19 protein-coding genes are annotated in these 19,109 nt (G+C 65.2%); 7 read left to right on the forward strand and 12 right to left on the reverse strand.

Going from position 1 to position 19,109, the window contains the following annotated elements; all coding sequences use genetic code 11:
• Positions 1 to 3: 3 nt before the first annotated feature.
• From ACVIHF_RS25515 to ACVIHF_RS25545, 7 genes are all read left to right on the forward strand, one after another.
• Positions 4 to 900: a LysR family transcriptional regulator gene (locus ACVIHF_RS25515; protein WP_310881870.1), complete on the forward strand. Its 897-nt coding sequence runs from the start codon at positions 4 to 6 to the stop codon at positions 898 to 900.
• A gap of 274 nt (positions 901 to 1,174) precedes the next feature.
• Positions 1,175 to 2,548, forward strand: coding sequence for an aromatic ring-hydroxylating oxygenase subunit alpha (locus ACVIHF_RS25520; RefSeq protein ID WP_310881871.1), 1,374 nt, complete (start codon positions 1,175 to 1,177; stop codon positions 2,546 to 2,548).
• On the forward strand, positions 2,548 to 3,063 hold the full coding sequence (locus ACVIHF_RS25525) for an aromatic-ring-hydroxylating dioxygenase subunit beta (RefSeq protein WP_310881872.1): 516 nt from the start codon (positions 2,548 to 2,550) through the stop codon (positions 3,061 to 3,063). The genes ACVIHF_RS25520 and ACVIHF_RS25525 overlap by 1 nt, the downstream gene beginning before the upstream one ends.
• Positions 3,064 to 3,071: 8 nt before the next feature.
• Positions 3,072 to 3,398, forward strand: a complete 327-nt coding sequence (locus ACVIHF_RS25530; RefSeq protein WP_310881873.1) for a non-heme iron oxygenase ferredoxin subunit — start codon at positions 3,072 to 3,074, stop codon at positions 3,396 to 3,398.
• A 37-nt stretch (positions 3,399 to 3,435) separates the two neighbouring features.
• Complete coding sequence (locus ACVIHF_RS25535) at positions 3,436 to 4,749, forward strand: MFS transporter (RefSeq protein WP_310881874.1); 1,314 nt, start codon at positions 3,436 to 3,438, stop codon at positions 4,747 to 4,749.
• Between the two features lie 77 nt (positions 4,750 to 4,826).
• Positions 4,827 to 5,339: a MarR family winged helix-turn-helix transcriptional regulator gene (locus tag ACVIHF_RS25540; RefSeq protein ID WP_076823768.1), complete on the forward strand. Its 513-nt coding sequence runs from the start codon at positions 4,827 to 4,829 to the stop codon at positions 5,337 to 5,339.
• A 94-nt stretch (positions 5,340 to 5,433) separates the two neighbouring features.
• A complete protein-coding gene (locus ACVIHF_RS25545; RefSeq protein WP_057021052.1) occupies positions 5,434 to 5,715 on the forward strand; it encodes a hypothetical protein in 282 nt (93 codons plus the stop codon).
• Between the two features lie 128 nt (positions 5,716 to 5,843).
• Here ACVIHF_RS25545 and ACVIHF_RS25550 read toward each other — a convergent pair whose 3' ends face one another.
• The 12 genes from ACVIHF_RS25550 to ACVIHF_RS25605 are packed head-to-tail and all read right to left on the reverse strand — an operon-like array spanning position 5,844 to position 19,108.
• Positions 5,844 to 7,946, reverse strand: coding sequence for an adenylate/guanylate cyclase domain-containing protein (locus tag ACVIHF_RS25550; protein ID WP_456792706.1), 2,103 nt, complete (start codon positions 7,944 to 7,946; stop codon positions 5,844 to 5,846).
• 21 nt (positions 7,947 to 7,967) lie between these two features.
• The gene (locus ACVIHF_RS25555; RefSeq protein ID WP_375167061.1) at positions 7,968 to 8,993 is read right to left on the reverse strand and encodes a SphA family protein; all 1,026 of its coding nucleotides are present in this window, start codon (positions 8,991 to 8,993) and stop codon (positions 7,968 to 7,970) included.
• Between the two features lie 49 nt (positions 8,994 to 9,042).
• Positions 9,043 to 10,065, reverse strand: a complete 1,023-nt coding sequence (locus ACVIHF_RS25560) for a DUF1254 domain-containing protein (RefSeq protein WP_456792707.1) — start codon at positions 10,063 to 10,065, stop codon at positions 9,043 to 9,045.
• Positions 10,062 to 11,498, reverse strand: a complete 1,437-nt coding sequence (locus tag ACVIHF_RS25565; protein ID WP_456792708.1) for a DUF1254 domain-containing protein — start codon at positions 11,496 to 11,498, stop codon at positions 10,062 to 10,064. Before ACVIHF_RS25565 ends, ACVIHF_RS25560 begins: the two co-directional genes overlap by 4 nt.
• Before the next feature lie 15 nt (positions 11,499 to 11,513).
• Positions 11,514 to 12,455: an HlyD family secretion protein gene (locus ACVIHF_RS25570; RefSeq protein ID WP_456792709.1), complete on the reverse strand. Its 942-nt coding sequence runs from the start codon at positions 12,453 to 12,455 to the stop codon at positions 11,514 to 11,516.
• Entirely contained in the window at positions 12,455 to 12,697 is a 243-nt protein-coding gene (locus ACVIHF_RS25575; RefSeq protein ID WP_456792710.1) for a DUF3302 domain-containing protein, read from the reverse strand. The genes ACVIHF_RS25570 and ACVIHF_RS25575 overlap by 1 nt, the downstream gene beginning before the upstream one ends.
• Entirely contained in the window at positions 12,694 to 13,746 is a 1,053-nt protein-coding gene (locus ACVIHF_RS25580) for an HAD family hydrolase (RefSeq protein ID WP_456792711.1), read from the reverse strand. The genes ACVIHF_RS25575 and ACVIHF_RS25580 overlap by 4 nt, the downstream gene beginning before the upstream one ends.
• On the reverse strand, positions 13,743 to 15,137 hold the full coding sequence (locus ACVIHF_RS25585; protein WP_456792712.1) for a BatD family protein: 1,395 nt from the start codon (positions 15,135 to 15,137) through the stop codon (positions 13,743 to 13,745). Before ACVIHF_RS25585 ends, ACVIHF_RS25580 begins: the two co-directional genes overlap by 4 nt.
• Complete coding sequence (locus tag ACVIHF_RS25590) at positions 15,134 to 16,654, reverse strand: VWA domain-containing protein (RefSeq protein WP_456792713.1); 1,521 nt, start codon at positions 16,652 to 16,654, stop codon at positions 15,134 to 15,136. Before ACVIHF_RS25590 ends, ACVIHF_RS25585 begins: the two co-directional genes overlap by 4 nt.
• Positions 16,647 to 17,645: a vWA domain-containing protein gene (locus ACVIHF_RS25595; protein ID WP_456792714.1), complete on the reverse strand. Its 999-nt coding sequence runs from the start codon at positions 17,643 to 17,645 to the stop codon at positions 16,647 to 16,649. Before ACVIHF_RS25595 ends, ACVIHF_RS25590 begins: the two co-directional genes overlap by 8 nt.
• Positions 17,638 to 18,129 (reverse strand): DUF4381 domain-containing protein, encoded by a 492-nt coding sequence (locus ACVIHF_RS25600; protein ID WP_456792715.1) that lies wholly within the window; start codon positions 18,127 to 18,129, stop codon positions 17,638 to 17,640. Before ACVIHF_RS25600 ends, ACVIHF_RS25595 begins: the two co-directional genes overlap by 8 nt.
• The gene (locus ACVIHF_RS25605) at positions 18,122 to 19,108 is read right to left on the reverse strand and encodes a DUF58 domain-containing protein (RefSeq protein ID WP_253607338.1); all 987 of its coding nucleotides are present in this window, start codon (positions 19,106 to 19,108) and stop codon (positions 18,122 to 18,124) included. The genes ACVIHF_RS25600 and ACVIHF_RS25605 overlap by 8 nt, the downstream gene beginning before the upstream one ends.
• Between the last annotated feature and the right edge of the window lies 1 nt (position 19,109).

Consider the following 19,109-nt stretch of genomic DNA (forward strand, 5'->3'; position numbering starts at 1 on the left):
GTCATGGACCTGCGGCAGATCCGCTATTTCGTCGCCGTCGCCGAGCGTGGCGGCTTTGCCGCCGCCGCGAGCACGCTGAACGTCGCCCAGTCGGCACTCAGCCGCCACGTCAAGGAACTCGAGGACGAATTGGGCGGCGCCTTGCTCGAACGCGGCGCGCGCGGTGTCTCGGTCACGGAATCCGGCAAGGTGCTGCTCGCGCGCGGGCGCTGGCTGCTCGGCACAATCGACGACATCAAGGCCGAGGTGCGCACGGAAAACCGCGAGCCGAGCGGTACGGTGCGGATCGGCGCGCCGCCGAGCCTCGGCGATATCCTCTACCCGCCGCTGGCCCAGACCTTCGTAAGGCAGTTTCCACGCGTGAGGCTCGAACTGAGCGAGGGCCTGACTGAGAACGCGTCCGACCGCCTGCTGCGCGGTGAACTCGATCTGGCGATCGTGACGACGCCATCCCCCAACGACCATCTCGACTATGAGACGCTGGTCGTCGAACAGGTGTTCCTGATCGGACCGTCGCGCGACCCGCTGCTGAAGCGCGGCCGGCTGACCCGCAAGGAATTCGACGCCCTGCCATCCGCGGTGGCCCCGCTCAGCCGCAACCCATTCCCGTCAACCATGCTCTGCGCGGTGCGGGTCGACAACAGCACACCGATGAAACGCATGGTGGCATCGGGCCTCGGCTACGCGCTGCTACCATTCTCCGGCATTCACCAGGAGGTGGCTGCCGGCGTGCTGTCGGCGGCGCTGTTGCCGTGGATGCGCGCCGAGCGCGTGCTGGCGCTGCCGCGCGGACGGCCCGTGAGCCGGGCCACGCGTGAAGCGATTGCCGCCTTGAAGAAGATCTGTCGCGCCCTGATCGATGAGGGAATTATCCTGACTGCACCGGCGCGCAAGACCTGAGTACGCCACTCCAAACGATCGGCTGATTCCGCGCTGTACGCGCGGGCCTCATTCGCTGCATCCGGCCGCCCGTTCCAGACGGTCGGCCCGTCCACCGCGTCCGGCTCCGACTTCCCAGCCCGCCAATCCGTCTTGACCATAGTTGTCATGACAACTATAGAGTCATTCCAAGATTGGCGATCAAGCCGGCTGTTCCCGCCGTGAAAAGACGCGAGCCGTGAGCGGCTCTGCGGGCGACTTTTCGTGGCCGGCGGTTAGTCGAAGGGAGGACGTTATGAACGCTGCTTCGCAGACCCATGCGGCAAGGCTGAGCGAGATTTCCCGGCTCATCGACGACCGCCCCGGCGAACGCATCTTTGAAGTCGATCGCCGGATATTCACCGATCCGGACGTGTTCGACGCCGAACTGCGATATATCTTCGAGGCCACGTGGAATTTCATCGGCCTGGAATCCCAGATCGCCCGGCCCAACGATTTCGTCACCACCCATATCGGCCGACATCCCATTCTGGTGATGCGGAGCACTGAGGGCAAAGTCGGCGCGTTCCTCAACACCTGCCGGCATCGCGGAACGATCGTCTGTCCGTTCAAGCAGGGCCGGCAGAAGTTTCACGTCTGCCGCTATCACGGCTGGGCCTACGACTCGGGCGGGCGCAACATCTCCGTGACGGAGGAAGCGAGCGGGCAGTATCCGCCGTCGTTCTCGAGCAGCAATCACGACCTTCTTCCGGTCGCGCGGCTGGGCTCGTATCGCGGATTCCTGTTCGCGAGCCTCTCGGCCGACGTTCCGGCGCTGGAGGAATTTCTCGGCGACACCCGCGCGTTCCTCGACCTCATCATCGATCAGAGCGACAGCGGTGAGGTCGAATTCGTGCCGGGCGCCAGCACCTACACGTTCGATGGAAACTGGAAGCTGCAGTTTGAGAACGGTCTCGACTACTATCACTTCGCGACCACGCACAGCTCCTACGTCGATATCCTGAAGAAGCGCAATGCAAGCGCCGGACCGGATGCCGGATTCACTGCGGAGCCGGAAGGCGAGCAGGAAGGGCAAGGCAGCTTCAGCTTCGATTACGGTCACGCCGTCAACTGGTCGATCAAGCGCACGCAGCTCTATGGCCGGCCGCTCGGCATGGATCCGGCGCGTCTCGATGCGGTGCGGCAGCGCGTCGGCAGCACCCGCGCCAAATGGATGCTGCGCCAGCGCAACCTCACGATTTTTCCGAACCTGCAGGTCATCGACATCCTGTCGGCGCAGGTGCGAACCTGGCGGCCGCTGGCGCCCGACAAGACCGAGATGGTGTCGCATTGCCTTGCTCCGGTCGGCGAAAGCGCCGCGGCGCGCACGCTTCGTATCCGCAACTACGAAGATTTCTTCAATGCCTCCGGGCTGGCAAGCTCGGACGACAACGTCATGTATGAGTTCTGCCAGACCGGCTACAACGCGACGACCGCCGCGCCGACGCAAGGTTATCTGCGCGGCGTCGCGGAGGTCGGCCACGGCGAGAGCGCGCACACGCACGAGCTCGGCATCACCCCTTCCGAATGGTCGTTCGGCCCCGCCAGCTTCGGCGGCGAGACGAATTTCCATCCCGGGTATCGCGAGTGGCGCAGGCTGTTGCAGCACGCCGCCGGGGAGACCGCGTGATGGTGGCCGACGCAATCAGGGAAACCGATACCCACGCGGTCGCAGCCGCGGTCATCTTTCGCGAGGCCCGCCTGCTCGACGCCGGCGAATGGTCCGACTGGGTCGCGATGTACAGCGAGGATGCCGTCTATTGGGTGCCGGCATGGCTCGACGAGTACACCACCACCAATGATCCCGACACGCAGGTCTCGTTGCTCTACCACGATGCGCGGCGCGGACTGGAAGAGCGGATCGCGCGCATCGAGTCGCGCAAATCGATCACCGCGCTGCCGCTGCCGCGCACCGTGCACCAGATCTCGAACCTGGAAGCGTCGGAAGCCGGCGCCGATCAGATCACCTGCCATTCGGTGTTCTCGGTCCACGTCTACGACCCGCGCATGGCCAAGGAACATCTGCGGCACGGGCGCTACGAGCACACGCTGCGGCGTGACGGCGAGACCTGGAAGATCGCGCGCAAGGTCATCACGCTGGTCAACGACCGCGTCCCGACCGTGCTCGATTTCTACAGCATTTGAGAGGGCACATGACGGACGATCAGGGAACCTGGCACGAAGCGGCCGCACTCAGCGCGCTGAACGAAGGCGAGCCGTACGGCATCGAAATCGGCCGCCACCACATCGCGCTCTATCGCGTCGGCAATGAGTACTACGCCACGAACAACATCTGCACGCATGCGGAGGCGCTGCTGTCCGACGGCATTCTGGACGGCTGCGAGATCGAATGCCCGCTGCATATGGGCCGCTTCGATATCCGGACCGGCGAGGCGTTGACCAGCCCCGTCGAGATCGACATCCGGACGTATCCGGTACGTGTGACAGGCGACAGGCTCGAAGTCTGCCTGCCCGCATAAGAGAACCATCAAAAATCGAGAACCGGGGGAAACAGGGATGACCGAAGTCGTGATGGACAAGGCGGCAATAACGACCGCCGATCCGCAGATCGAACGCACCACAATCCGCAAGGTCGCGCTACGCCTGATGTGGTTCGTCATGGCGATGTATTTCCTCGCCATTCTCGACCGCGGAAACATCTCCTTTGCCGCACTGCAGATGAACAAGGAGCTCGGGCTCAATGCCGAGAAGTTCGGCATCGCGGTCGGCATCATGTACTTCACCTATTCCATCTTCGAGATCCCGAGCAATCTTATCCTCAGCAAATACGGCGCGCGCATCACGCTGACGCGGATCGCGATCCTGTGGGGCATCGCCACGATGCTGATGGCATTCACGCAGGGCCCGCTCAGCCTCTATGCATTCCGCGGCTTCCTCGGATTTGCCGAGTCCGGCCTGTTTCCCGGCGTGATGCTGCTGCTGAGCCTCTGGTTTCCGTTCAGCTACCGCGCCCGCTACAACGCGATGTTCAACTATGCGGTGCCGATCTCCTATATCTTCGCCTCGCTGATCTCCGGCGCGATCCTCGAGCTGAACGGGGTGTTCGGCATCTCGGGCTGGAAATGGCTGTTCATCCTCGAAGGCCTGCCGCCCGTCATTCTCGGGATCGTCGGCATTTTCTATCTGACCGACCGCCCGCAGCAGGCGAGCTGGCTGTCGACGGCGCAGCGCAACTGGCTGACCAGCGCGCTGGAGCGCGACGCCAAGGCGACCGGGGTGGTGCATGCCGAAGGCGTGCTCAGGACCATCACCAAGCCGATGGTGCTGCTGTTCGGCCTGTGCAATTTCGGCCTGTTCTGCGGCCTGGCATCGCTGTTTCCCTGGCTGCCGCAAATCATCAAGTCGTTCGGGCTGCCGAATTCACAGGTCGGTTTCGTGACCGCGATCCCGCCCGTCGCCGGCCTGATCGGCATGATCGCGTTGTCGCGGCACTCCGACCATGTCGGTGAGCGCTTCTATTATGCGGCCATGACCTTCGTGATCGCAGCGGCCGGCTTCGCGATGGCGGCCTTTTCAACATCGCCGGTTTGGATCATCATCGGATTCATGGTTGCCAATGTCGGTGTCTATGGTACGCAGGCCGTGTTCTGGACTATTCCCCAGTCCTACATGTCGCGGCAGAGCGCGCCGGGCGCGATCGGCCTGGTCAGCACCATCGGCAGCATCGGAGGCGCCACCATCCCGATCGTGATCGGACGCGCCAAGGACGCCTCGGGCAGTTTCACCACCGGATTCCTCGTGGTAACAGGCGTTCTCCTGGTCGCGGCGGCGTTGGTCCTGATCGCGCGCACTCAACTCGTGAAAGAATGAAGAGCCGGACTGGCGCAAACCGCAACAGAGCCCCTGACCCGCGCCGCGCCGCGCAAGGGAACACGGGCTCGGAGCTGGTGATCGATTTCGAACGTTACGTGCCCACGGTGCTGTCCAGCCTGGTCGCGAAGTTGCGCGCCAATGCCAATGCCTTCTTCCCGCAAGCCTACGGCGTATCGCTCGCGGAATGGCGGGTGCTGTCTTTTCTCAGGGAGCATGAGCCGGCAAGCGCCTACGACATCTGGACCAATGCGCAACTGGACAAGGCCGTCGTCAGCCGCGAGACGGCCTCGCTGAAGAAAAAGGGCCTGATCGAGCTGACGCCGGTGCGAGGCAGCGCCCGGAACCGGACCGAGATCCGGCTGACATCGCAGGGCGTGGCGCTGCTCGACCGCAGTCTGGATGAAATCCTGCGCCGGCACAGCAACCTCACGGCCGGTCTCGACGCCAAGGCGCTGGAGAGTTTCTTCCGGGTCGTGGCGCATATCGAGCACCGCATTCCCCACATGGCCGACCAGACCTCGAACGCCGTGCCGGCCCATGCGCCGGTCAAACGCATTGCGAAGCGGAGGCCGCCGACCGGCGCCTAGCGACACTTGTCCGGTGAGGAACCCGCGTAATTTATGTTTCAGTAAGCAAGTTGTAGCTAGGATCGATCAGTGAGTTGCGTATGGGAGACTTCCAGTGATCGACTTTGACGAACTTCGTAGTATCGCCGCGGATGTTCGTATCTTTATCGACGCGTCGGAAGACAAGGGTGGCGCCTTGAAGGCCATCATCGAGGCCTACGACGTCGTTCTGGGGATTTTCCCGGCCGGCCAGGGAATGGATCTTCACGTGGTCAAGGGCAACGAGGTCCTCAATCATATCGCGCAGACCCAGGCCTCGTCGGGCTTTACCCACACCGCCATCGCATTCCAGACCCGTGAGCAGGCTGTTGCGCTTCAGCAACTGATGGCCGCCTAGCCACCGGCGTTACGCGCCCCTGTTGCGGGGGCGGCCGAAACGATCGCATCGGCGATCGCGCGACCCGATCGACGACCGAAGCGGCCCTGGACGATCGAGGGTCGGATCAAAATTCCTCACCCTGCATCTCAGGGCACCGGTAGATCAAGCAACGGTTGCTGAACCGCGTTGCGCAGCCGTTCAGCATGGTATTGCGCGACGCAATCCCAGGGGTACTCGACCAGGAAATCGGCAATGCGCAGCGTCGCCGCGGCGGGCTCCGCGTACCGGATCGAACTGTAGACGGCTTCCCAGCGCGCGCAGAACGTCAGCTCCGAATCGCCGCGCTCGCCGCACAGCTCGTAGACCGTGATCGCGTCGGCAAAGCCCTTCGGCCGGATCTGGTCGACGCTGCGGAACGCGAATCTGTGTTCGGCACGCGCCTTCACGGCTGCACTCACCAGGACCTGCGTGCCGTAGTTCTTGTTGAGGCCTTCGAGACGCGAGGCCAGATTGATGGTGGCGCCGAGCGCGGTGTAGCTCATGCGGGCCGCGGAGCCGACATTGCCGACCACGGCATCGCCGAGATGCAGGCCGAACCGCGTGCCATAGGCCGGCCAGCCTTCGCTGCGGAAGGCCCGGTTGAGTTCGGCATTGCGCTGAACGCAGTCCAGCACGGCCTCGCAGGCATGAACGACGTGGTCGGGATCCTCGTCCGGCGCGTTCCACAGCGCCATCACGGCATCGCCGATGAACTTGTCGATGGTGCCATGGTGTTTCATGATCGCCTCCGACATCGCGGCGAAATAACGCGAGGTGAAGATCATGACCTGGGAGGGGTCCGCCTTCTCGGTCTTCGCGGTGAAGTCGGCGACGTCGGTGAAGAGAACCGTGACCTCGCGCCTGATGCCGCCGAGCTGCAGCGAGGCTCCGGACTGCATCAGCTGACGGACGATCGGCTGCGGAATGAAGCTTGAGAAGTTGCGTACGACGGTGCGCATCGTAAACACCGAGCGGCCCAGTTCATCGATCTCGTCGATGGCCGATTGCATCCGCGGCCGGTCGGCGAGCTGAAAGCGCTGGATCTCGTCGGTCTGCCGCGCCAGCTCGCGCAGCGATCGGGCGAGCAGCGAGCCGAGCCAGAACGCGAACGGCAACATCGCGATCACAAAGCCGAGCGCGACGGCGAACAGCGCGCGCCGCTCCGAGATGATCTTGGCGAAGAACTCGTCGAGCGGGGCGACCACCGCGAGGTGGATGTTAGCCGCACCGGCCGTCTCGATGCGGTGAAAGGCCGCGACGAGGGTCCGTCCGTCAGCGTCGGTGAAGAACTGCTGGGCGAGCCCGTCGCTGCGCCAGGCCTGGATCGCCGCGGACAGGCCGGGAAGCTTGAGGACGTCGATCCGGGGCAATGCGTCGCTGCGTTCCGTCATCAGCTCGCGCATCTCGGGATGCCCGACGATACGGTCGGCGTCGTTGAACAGGAAGGCCAGCCCGGATTTTCCGAGCTTTTGCCGGCTCAGCATCTCCTCGAGGCGATTGAGCAGCAGGTCGGCGGCCACCACCCCGCGGCGGCCCTCCCTGAGCGGCGTGCGCAGCGTGTAGCCGGGCTCCCCGGTCGCGTAGAACACATAAGGCCCGGTGAGCAGCGTCTTGCGATCCTTTAAGGCATCGACATACCAGGGACGCTGCCGCGGGTCGTAGCTGTGCGGCCCCGTCACCTTCGCGACCTGGGTCAGGTTTTCCGACAGGAACAGCGTCACCGGTGCCGCGGCGGCCGCCCCGGAGCGGGCAATGACGACGACGCGGTAGACGGCGTCGGCGGCGACATTCAGCGCCGTGCGGAATTGCGGCTTGGCGCGATCGATGACGTCCATCTCAAGGAAGGAGCCGTCTTCATAGCCGACATAGAGGTTGAAGATCTGCGGATTGTTGCGCAACATCGAGGCGAGCAGCGCGTAGAGCCTGACATTATCGGCGACGTCGGCCTCCTGGATGGCCGGAATTCCCGCCAGGATCTCGAGGCTGTCGCGCACATTCTTGAACTGCGCGTCGATGCGATCGGCGCCGATTTGCCCCACCTTGTCGATGAAGGTGCTCGCAGCCATCTGCGTGATCGACGAGACCCGCCTGAAACTGAGATAGACCAGCGTCAGTCCGACCACCAGCACCGCGGCAATGACCACCGTGATGATCGATGTACGGAAGCCGATACGAACCGGCCCCCGGCCGGTCTCGCGCGCATCACTCATCGAGCTCGTCGTTCGCCTCCGCTAATATTTGCGCACGATCGGCTTCGTCGGTGTCGTAGCCGGCGCGGCCGGCGAGAGCTGGAACGTCACCCAGGCCGTCCACCCTTCGGGCCGATTCTCGGCGGCAAAATCCTTGTAGCCACGAAGGTTCAGATAGCCCTGATAGCCGTCGGCCACCGGAAAGATGAATCCGACCTGCGGGCCGATGCCGGCGACGCGTCCCTTGAAATCACCGAGCTTCGCGCCGGCACCGCTGTCTCCGGTGAGCTGCTGGAAATAGTAGCCGGCGACACCGACATGCACATTCTTGGCGACGAACTTCGAAAGTCCCCAGTCGACGTGGAAGTCGATGCCGTTCTGGTACTGCAGATCCTTGTTCATTCCGTTGTAGGTGACGCCCGCCAGCACCGAGAACTCCTGGCCGGTTTCCGGATTGAGATAGGTGTAGGCGCCGCCGACATCGATCGCAGTGAATCCGAAGCTGAGATTGGCGAGGCGGCTGCTGTCATAGGTCCCGCTCGGGATGTTGCCGAAGATGTAGACCATCTCGTTGTTGACACCCTGATTCCATTTCAGCGTGCCCTGGTAGAAGACATCGGAGACCGTGTTGCGGTTGTCGGTTGCGACGCCCGAGACCGTATTGCCCCGCGGCCCCGTCAACGTCGCGTCGACGCCGACGCCGACATTTCCCGGCGCGGCAAGGAAGGTTACGGCGGCCTGGCCCCCAAGCACCGACTGAGCCCAGGTGTAGGTAAATCCTTCCACGAGAACGTCGGCATGCGCGTTGAGACCAGCGACGACCGATCCGGGCACACGGTTGCCGATGACGAAATTCTTGCCCGCGTTGGCGCTTGTGTCGAGGTGAATGTAGATCGTCTCATAGGCCCAGCCGGGCATCGCCGGCGCCGCGGTCAGGCTCGCGAACGCGCCGGGCAGCCAGAAGCTCAATCCGCCGGCGTCGGCCGACGCCGTGCGCGGCGCTGCCGACAGTGCGAGTGCGCCAGCTATGCCCAGTGCGGCGCACCTGTGATTTCTGACCATCCTCATCCTGATCTCCCCACTTCGCTCAGGCCATCATAGCGGATTCGCTCGCGCTTCAGTTGACCGCCTGCGCCTCCGGGAACTTCCATTTGCGGTTCAGGATTTCCGCACGCGGCCGGTAGAGCCGGACCGTATAGTTCCAGCCCTTCATGGTCGGTAGGCAATTCGGGAGCTTGCCGTCGCAGCCGCCGAACTGGACCGCGATCGAGCCATCAGCGGACTTCTTTGCCGTGATGTTGTTCAGCGTGTAGGCGTCATAGGGATTCTTCTCGAAATATCCCTTGGCATTGTAAACGCTGATCGACCAGAACGCGTCGACGGGAACGTCGCGGACGGTCAGCTTGTAGACCGTCGTGCCGTCGTTTTTGGCGGGCGTGACGCTCAGATAGGTGGCGTCCTTGTCGGGATTGCCGCCCCAGCCGGCGGCGGTGCCGATCAAGTGCCTCACCGGGTCGACCTGCCCCTTGGCTCCGAACGCGCGGGCGAAGCCGCCGGTATGGTCATTCAACACCAAAAGCGCTTCGCGGATGCTCTTCTGGCTGGTCTGGTCCCAGTTCGGCACCTCGAACTTGCCTTGTGCCTTCTGGCTGACCTTGACCGCGTCCTGCAGCGCATGAACCTGGGCCACGTCCTTTGGATCGTTGGGATCGACCAGCGTGCGCAAAGCGAGCAGCATGTAACGCGTTCCGGCCTTCGCCTTGTTGTAGGTGAAGCTACCCGCGCGATATTCGATCTTGCCGACCACATAGTGATCCTCGTTGATCGTCATCAGCGAGCGGAAGCGTTTACCTGCATCCGGCAGCGTAATGGTCACCGGGCCGGCATCGAGGTCGAACACACCCGACGAGTAAAGCGTATCTCGATTCGCCCGGATCACCGCCTGCTTGTCGATCGACATCGGCTCGCGGCGATGGAAGAGCTTGCCGGTCCCGCCCGAATCCTTGACGTTGTTGCCGAAATAGAGATCGGACTCGGCACGGGCAAAATTGTCCACCGTGACAGGCACTGGCGATTGCGCGAGCGATGTGCTCTGGCCCGCGAGGCAAAGGACACCGGCCAACAGATATCTGAATTTCACTGCTTCACTCCATTTCCAACCGTGGCATTGATCTTTTCCACGTCGGGTAGCTTCCACACCTTGTCGAAAAACTCCTTCTTTGGCGCGTAGAAGCGCGCCATCAGCTCGAACTTGCGCGCGGGGTCGGTCGGCAGCCAGTTCGTCTCCTGCCCGGCCGGAGCCGCCGGCCCGACATAGATGTCGACTGAGCCATCTGGGTTCTTCTTCAGGTCGGGGATTTGCGAGGACCGGCTGGCCCGAGCGACGTTCTTGATCAGGGCATGGGTCTCGCGATCGTAGGCGGTCACCGACCAGTATTGTTCGACCGGAACATTGGCCGGGACGTTGAGGCGGTATGTCTTGCTGCCGTCGAAGGCATCGCCCGCCTTGTCGCGGATCGAGATCGCATAGAACTGACCGGCGCCCAGGCGCTTGATGCCGATATAGGCGTAGCTGTAACCGAGCGCGCGACTATCGGTCGGGTATGCGTTCGGATCTGCGAACCCATCGGCGTAGGCCTTGACGACGTCCGGCGGCGCCGGAAGTGTCCAGCGGCTGGTCTCGGAGAAGAACGGCGGCAGGCCGGCGTCGTATTTCGCCGCCAGCCAGGCGCCCGCCTCCTTCGCCGCCGAAGCAAGCACCGTCTTCATCGCCTCGGACGGCGCGAACGGCTTTCCCTTCTCGATGCCGATCGACTTCAGGCTATCGATCATCACCCGATCCCGGTCGATCCACGGCTCGTCTTGTATGATGCGATTCAGATGCTCGAAGAAAGCCGCGTCGTAGCGAATGGTGGAATCGAAATCGATGTCCTTCACGTCGCTGAACACCGTCGCCGGCGGGCGGGCCGCCTGCGCCAGGGGATAGACCTTCATGCGCCGGCCGTAGGCGATCGCGGCCTGGACGTCGGCGTCGCCGTGGCTCTTGAGGTTGGAGCGCAAAAGCATGTAGCCGCCGAACGTGTCGGACTGCAGCGCGATGTAGCCGTCGGGCTTCGGACCGTTGTAGCCCGGCGGCAGAATCAGGAACTTGCCGCCGGCACCCTTGTCGACGCCGAGCAGGCCGGCATCCTCGAGCGGCATCTGCCAAACCGTGACGATATTACCGTTGAACGATCCGTTCGCATCGCCAGGCGGAAGATCGAGCACGATCGGACCATTCCTCGTGTCGAAGAACGTCATGAAGTACAGCGCGTCCGGATTCGGCGTCAGCGTCTGGTTATGCCAATCAAGCGGACGCCCCCAATAGATCACCTGCCCCACCTTGCCCGGCGTCCTGGTCAGCATCTCCTGCCGCATCAGATCGGTATTGACCGCGGGAATGCCCCAGATCACGGCCTCGACAGCGCGGCGCTCGATCATGCGGCGGTTGAGATCGTCGCTGGACAGCGTTTGGGCATACGTTGATGCGGTCGCCATCATCAGCGCAAGTCCTCCGGCGATCAATGGCTTCATGACAATCTCCATCACTCAAAACGGATTCACATAATTGACGATCGCGAGCTGCCGCAGGATCACGCGGCGCACGACGTGGGTCGGCTTCAGATGGTCGGTGTAGATCGCCGCCGTTCCGGTCGAGCCGGCCGGCAGGCGGTTGGCGAACGCGGCATCGTCGAGCCTGACCCGCACGACGAAGGGCACCGCCTCGATCGCCTTCGGCGCAACGGCCGTGCCCGAGGTCGTGACCTGGCCGGTCGCGACCGCCTGCAGCACGCTTTCGACCTTCCCTGAGTAGATCTGCCCGGGCGCGAACTTGAAGGTCACCTCGACCTCCTGCCCGGGCAAAACGTAGCGCGCGTCGATCTGGTTGATCTCGACACCGATGATGGTGTTCGAGGTATCGATGAACGCCATCACCGGCGACAGCGGCAGGTTCGCCACCCGCGCGCCCTTGCGCAGCGCGAGGTTGGTGACGTAGCCGTCGGCCGGCGCCCGCACCACCGTCTTGTCGCTGTTCCACTGCGCGGCCTCGAGCTGGCCGCTGAGCTGGTCGACCTCGGACTGCCGCTGCTCGACGTCGAAGCCGCGGCCCGCATCGCGTTCGTAAAGCGTCGTCATCTGCGCAAGCCGCGTCTTCGAAAGCTTGAGCTGCGCCGTGATCGCCTTGACCTGCGCGTCATAGGGCGTCGGATCGATCTTGAAGAGAACATCGCCGGCCTTCAGCGGCGCGTTGGCGACGACGGGCACCTCGGTCACCTCGCCGGCGACGTCGGGCACGATCGACACCGCGTTGCGCACGACCAGCGCCGAGCCCTGCGGCGCGCCCCAGCCCATCGGCACCAGCAGGCCGAACATGAGCAGCACCAGCACGATGAAGGGAGACGCCTTCCAGAACAGGTTGAAGCGCACGATCTTGAAATGCACCAAGAGGAACAGCAACGCCAGATAGACGTTGAAGATCGCGACACCCATCACGCATCTCCCGTCCGGCGGGGCGCCGGCACATCGACATAGGCCCAGATGAACGCGAGCGGCCACAGCGCAAAGCCGCAGATCAGGGTGATCCAGCCGGCGACCATCACGGCCTGCGCATAGGGGTGGTTGCGCGATTTCGCGATGTGCCCGGGCAGCCAGCCGGCGATGCAGAACACGCCGATCGCGCTCGCGACCAGGATGACGAGCACGATCCAGGCGAAGATGTCGTAGCCGCTCATGGCTTCGCCTCCGTCGCGGCGCCGGTTAGAGGCGGAAAGATCTCCTTCCAGTCCTGCTTCATGTCGACCACGGTCCAGCCGCCCGCGGCAGCTGCGTCGAGCGCCTTGTCGAGCTTGCCGACGTTCGATTGCCGGTCGTAGGCGTATTCGCGAACCTCGTCGGTATGATGCACGATGCCGGCGAAGCGCGTGCCCGATCCCGCCATGGTCCATTGCAGCATCTGCAGATCGCCATCGGAGTTGCCGAACGCGAAGATCGGACGGCGGCCGATGAACCGGTTGATGCCGACCGGCTTGCCCGGGCCGTCATCGATGAACTCGACCTTGGCTTCTTTCATCAGGACGGGCTTGCCGTCGGCGCCGATCTGGAATTTCACCACGCCGGACGAGCCGACCACCTGCTCCGGCGGGATGCCGTACACCTTCTCCATCCATGGCCGCATGAATTCGACCCCGCCGCCGGAGACGACAAAGGTCTTGAAGCCGTTGACCCTGAGATAGGCGAGTAGCTCCAGCATCGGCTGGTAGACCAGGCTGTCATACGGCCGGTTGAAGCGCGGATGCCTGGCGGTCGCGAGCCAGACGCGCACCAGATTTGCGAACGCATCGGTGGTCATGCCGGCATGCGTCGCCATCACGATCTGCAAGAGGCCCTTCTCGCCGCTCGCGGCCAGCGCCTTGGTGTCCTTCTCGATAAGCGCCTTGAAGGGTTGCCGCGTCTTCCAGTCCGGATGCTCCGGCGCCATCGCCTTGACGCGGTCGAACGCGAAGGCGAGCTGGAAGTAGAACGGCTGCTCGGTCCACAGCGTGCCGTCATTGTCGAACGTCGCGATCCGCTCGGCCGGCGGCACGAAGTCTCGCCCGCCCTGTGTCGTGACGCGCGCGACGAAATCGACGATCGCCGATTTCGCCGCGCCGTCTTTCCAGGACGGTAAGGGATCGACCTGGCTCAGCGCGCGCGCCGGCGCCAGCGCGCTGAGCGGCAGGGCGATCAACGCGATCAGCAGCAATCTCTTCGAGACGGCAAAGGCACCAACATCGCGGCTCATCTCGCAGGCCTCCTCTGCCGGTTGAGCGACAGCACACGATCGTCAACCGGATTGAGTTGTCCCGGCGCCCTGTGCCTTGCGGCGCGCGCCGTCTCGTGTCGTATGCTGCGCCGGGCACCGCCGATGTGGCGTAGCAGCCGGTGCGGTGACCAGCGCGCTGCGCCGGCAGACGGCGCGAACAGCTCGCGCTCGACCGCGCCGATCTCGTCATCGAGCGCGGCATCATGGGCGACGGCCCTGAACGCCTCGACCGTATGCTGCGGCGCGACCGGCTCGAACCGCTGCAGCCAGTCGAGCAGCGCGAAGTAGACCGCCTTGGCATCGCCACGGCGCGCGGCGCGCCGCAGTTCGCTGAAGGCGAACGCTTCCGAGCGGAGATAGGCCTCGCGACGCCGGCGAAGACGCGCCGCGATCGCCCGCACCATCCGCGGCATCAGCCAGCCGAGCCCGGCAAGCGCCAGGAGCACGAGCGCGATCGACAGCCAGTGGTCGGCGACGACATCGCGCAGCGCGCCCCATGACCGGCGCGGGCCGGAGGTGCCGACGGAGGACGCACCGCCGGCCGCGGGGTTCGCCTCCACGTGCAGCGTCACCGGGTCGAGATGCGCCACATCGATGCTTTGCGCGCTGGTGTTCCACCAGCGCAGGTCGATCGGCGGCAGCACATAGTCGCCGGCCTTCTCGAGCATGTAGACGCCGCTGTCGGTGCGCGCCGAGGACAGCACATCGGTGCGCCCATCGGTCTTGTCCTGGAGCGACGGCTGCGCAGGGTAGAGCTTGAGCCCGTCGAACGCGCCGAACTTCACCGGCGGCAGCAGCATCGCCGGAATGCCCTCGGCCTTGATGGTGACGGTCCGCGTCACGGCATCCCCGGTCTTGAGCTGATCCGACGAGCGGTTGACGGTCTGCTCGATCGACAGATTGCGTGCGGCCAGGAACGGCTGCAGGGCGGAGGCCGCGTCCGGGATGAAGGCCTCAAATGCGATCGGCGGCAGCGCGAGCGTGGCCTCGCGCGTCGCCGGCGGCTCGGCGGCGTATTTGATGGTGATCGCCTGGCCGGCGATCGCGTAGCTGCCCGGCTCCTGTGGATGGATGGCGAATTCGAACCGGACGCCGGCATAGGTGACGCCGTCCCGCTGCTCGTTCTCGTTGATGCTCCGCAACTGACGGGTCACGGCATTGCGGACCTGGAAGTCGGGCAGCTCGGGCGGCGCCGTCATGTAATTCGGCGCCAGCACGTCGATCCGCAGCGTGGCCGCCTGCCCCACCACGACGCGTGACGGATCGATCGTCACCCGCAGGATCGGCTCCGGCGCGGCTTGCTGGGCGAGCGCCGCGCAGGGTATGAGCAGTCCGAGCATCAGGGCTACGGCGGCGCGCGGGAGCCTCATGGCTTCGCCCCCGCCGGCCGCGCCGCGTCCTGGATCGCGAATTTCAGCTTGAGGAAGTCAGCCGGCGTGGTCTGGACCTGGCGCATCCAGGCTTCGGCGGCGCCGGCCGTGGTGAGATCCGTCGGCTTCACCTCGATCCGCTTGCCGCCCTTCTGGGTCGGGTCGACCCGCATCTCGTCGGCCTTCTCGTCCGGCGGCGCGCTGTCGTCCTGCTCCTGCTTCTTCCGCTTCTCCTCTTTCGCCTTCAGCGCCGCTACCACGATGGCACGGTTGGTCTTCGCGGCGACATGGCCGGGCGCGATCTTCAGAACCTCATCATAGGCGGCGATCGCCTTCTCATAGGCGTGGTTCTGCGCCTGGGCGTTGCCCAGCGCGAAGCGTCCCTCGAGCGTATCGACATGCGAAAATTCCTGCGCGGCCGTCAGGAAGTCGAACGCACGATAGGCGGCGATGCCGCGCCACATCGGATCGGAGAAGCGCTTGGCCGCGGTGGCGTAGTCGCCGCGATCGAAGGCGATGCGTCCTTGCTGATCGGGTGTCAGCCACAGGTCGGCAAAACGGCGCGGCTCCTCCGCCCTCGCGGACGACACGTGCGACAGACAGACGAAGGCGACAACCCAGGCCACCGTGGTGCCGCGCCGGAACCAGAGCAGGCTGAGCAGTGCAATCGGCAGCAGCAGCCAAAAGCCCTCATCGCGCCATTGCGTACCGAACGCGTCACCCTGCGCGGCCTGATAGCGGGTTTCGATCCGGCGCTCGAGCGCCGCGATGTCGGCGCCGTCGATGCTGACCTCGACGACGTCCGATCCGAGCGCGAACCTTTCGCCCTTGTTCGGCGTGACGCTCAGCTTGACCAGGCCGTTCCGTCCGGCGGACTGACGAACCGCTCCCTCTTCGTCACCGCCGTCGTCGGCGACAAGCAGGATCGTGCCGGGCACCGTTTCGGTCGCGAGCGCCTCCGCTGCGAGCGCCACCGCCGCGACGGCGTTCTTCCCGGGCGAGGGCATCAGGCCTGGGGCAAGCGCGGCGAGGAAGGGTTCGATGACGGCGCGATCGTCGGTCAGCGGCATCACCAGATGCGCGGTGCCCGCATAGGCGATCAGTCCGGTGCGCGCGCCGGCGCGCGCCGCAAGCAGATCCCTGATCTTCTGCTTGGCGCGTTCGAGCCGCGTCGGCGCGACGTCGCTCTGTCCCATCGTTGCATCGAGCGACAGCGCGATCATCAGCGGCGCCTTGTCCTCGACGAAGGGCGGCAGCTCGCGCCGCCAGGTCGGGCCCGACAACGCGACGACGCCGAGCGACAGCGCGGCGGCGACCAGATAAAGCGGGCTGACGCCGCGTCCCGCGCCCGGTTGCACGATGAGATGGTTGAGCAGATGCGGCGCGATCACCCCGCCCCATTGCGCCTGCGGGCTCTGCCGCCACCGCACCCATGCGAAGACGGCAGCAACGGGAATCAGCGCGAGCAGCCACAGCGGCCGCAGCAGATGGAAGGGAATCGCGGCCGCGTCATGCATGGCCGGGCGCTCCCCTTCGTCCCAGCCCGCTTTCCAGCGAAAGGCCGAGCCACAGCAGCAGCGACAGCACCACGGCGGCGCCGAGCGGCCACTGGAACAGCGGCTGCTTCGGCCGCCATGACAGCGTATCGAGCTTGGCCGGCGCGAGACGGTCGATGTCCGCGTAGATCGCCTGCAACTGCGCACCGTCCTCGGCACGGTAGAAATGGCCGCCCGTCGTGGCGGCGACCGACCGCAGGACGCCGAGATCGACGCGGTTCTCGCCCGTCGCGGCCGGATCGCCGACGCCGATCGTGTCGATCACGAGGCCGTTCTGGTGCGCGATGTCGGCGGCATGCTCCGGAGGGACGCGGCTCGCCGTATCGTTGCCATCGGTGAGCAGGACGAGAAGCTTTTGTCGCGCCTTGCTTGCCTCGAAGGTCTTGATCGCAAGCCCAATGGTGTCGCCGATCGCGGTCTGCTGTCCGGCCATGCCGACCTCGGTCTGCGCCAGCAGCGCGGTCGCGGTCTGCAGATCCTGCGTGAACGGCACCTGCACATAGGCCCTGGTGCCGAACAGCACCAGCGCGACGCGGTCGCCGTGCCGCCGCGCGATGAAATCCGCGACCACACGCTTGACGCCGTCGAGCCGCGTCAGCACCGCGCCGTCGCTGCCGCGGAAATCGCGCTGGTCCATCGAGCCGGAGATATCGATCGCGAGCATGAGATCGCGCGCCGAAACCTCGCGTGTGACGGGATCACCGACCCATTGCGGCCGCGCCAGCGCCGCGACGACGAGCGCCCAGATCAATGCGGCCGTCACCATCTGGATGCGCCGCCGCTGCAGCACGACGGCGCCGCGCTGCGGGGTCTGCCCGGTTGCCGCCGCAAGGCGGTCGAAGAACGGCACCATCACCGAGGCCTGCCGCGCGCGATACGGCGGCAACAGCCACCACACGAGGATCGGCAGCGGCAGGAGCGCGAGCATCCAGGGCCATGTGAACTCAAACATGGTGCCCCCTGATCCAGCGCCGCACCAGATCCTGCAGCGCCGTTAGATCGCCGGCATCCGCCGTCGTCCGCCCGTAAGGCGCGGTCGCGAGCAGCCGTCCCGCGCCTTGCGAGAATTCGTCCCCGCCATAGCTGCGGTCGAGGAACGCAAGCCAACCCGCGCCGGCAAGTGGCGCGATGGTTTCGCGCGGAAAGGCATCGAGCGCGGTCTGCCGCACCAGCAGCGCGAGGCTCGCGGCCATTCCCTCCGGGACGCCGCCTTGTGTCTGCAGCAGCCGGTCAAGCTCCGCGAGCGCCGCGCGCCGATAGCGGTTGGCGCGGAAATGTCGCAGCAGGCGCCACGCCGCGACGGCGACCCCTGCGGCAGCCAGCACGATCACGATCCGCGACGCCCATGTCGCCGGAAGCAGGCTCACCGACGGTGGCAGCGGGATGTCGATCAGGCCCGCGACGGGATCCACAATGACGGGTTGGGGATCAGCCAAGAGCCGCCTCCGCTCGGGCGTGACCGCCACCGCGTCCGTGCCGGGCCGGCAGCCCGCCCAGGAGACGCCGGATTTGCGGCGCCGTTTCCTCGGCTGTGCTCAGCGGCAGCACCGGAATGCCAAGCTCGCGCGTCCACGCGAATACGCCGCGCAGCCGCTCCTGCGACGCCTGCGCGATACTCTTGCGGACGCTCTCGCGGCCGACTTCGAGCTGAATCTGCAGCTCGCCATCGGTGACGGTCATCCGGCTCGAGGCCGGCAAATCGCTTTGCAAGGGATCGTGGACCAGCACCGCGACCACGTTGTTATGCCGGGCGATCGCCCCGATCATCCGGCGCGTCGCGCTATCGGCGCCATCGAAATCGCTGATCAGGATCACGGTTGCGTCATGCATCGTCCGCCGCTCGGCATGTTCGAGCGCCCGGTTGAGCATGCCTGACGCCGGAACGATGCCGCGGCCGACGCCGAGCGCCTGGTTCTGCGCGACGATGGTGGACAATATCTGCAACACCGTCGCGCGACTGCGCCGCGCCGCCAGCTCGACGACATCGCTGTCATTGAAGACGATCGCGCCGACCCGGTCGCCGACGCCGAGCACACGCCAGGCACCGATCGCGGCGGTCTCGGCCGCGGTGACCGACTTCATGGCGCGCCGGCTGCCGAAGAACATCGACAGCCGCTGATCGACCACGAGCAGGGCCTGACGGTCGCGCTCCTCGTTGAAGACGCGCACATGCGGCTTCTGCAGCCGCGCCGTGACCTTCCAGTCGATCTCGCGGACATCGTCACCCGGGCGATAGTCCCTGATCTCCTCGAAGTTCAGCCCGCGGCCGCGCATGCGCGAGGCGAACCGGCCCGACAGCAGACTATGCACCGGCTGGCGCGGCAGGAACGAAACCCTGCGATCCCGGAATTCGAGCGCGATCAGATCGTCGAGACTGACGTAGACACCGGGCGTTCTGGCTGATGTCTCCGTCATC

It is taken from the genome of Bradyrhizobium sp. USDA 4506 (genome assembly GCF_054058795.1).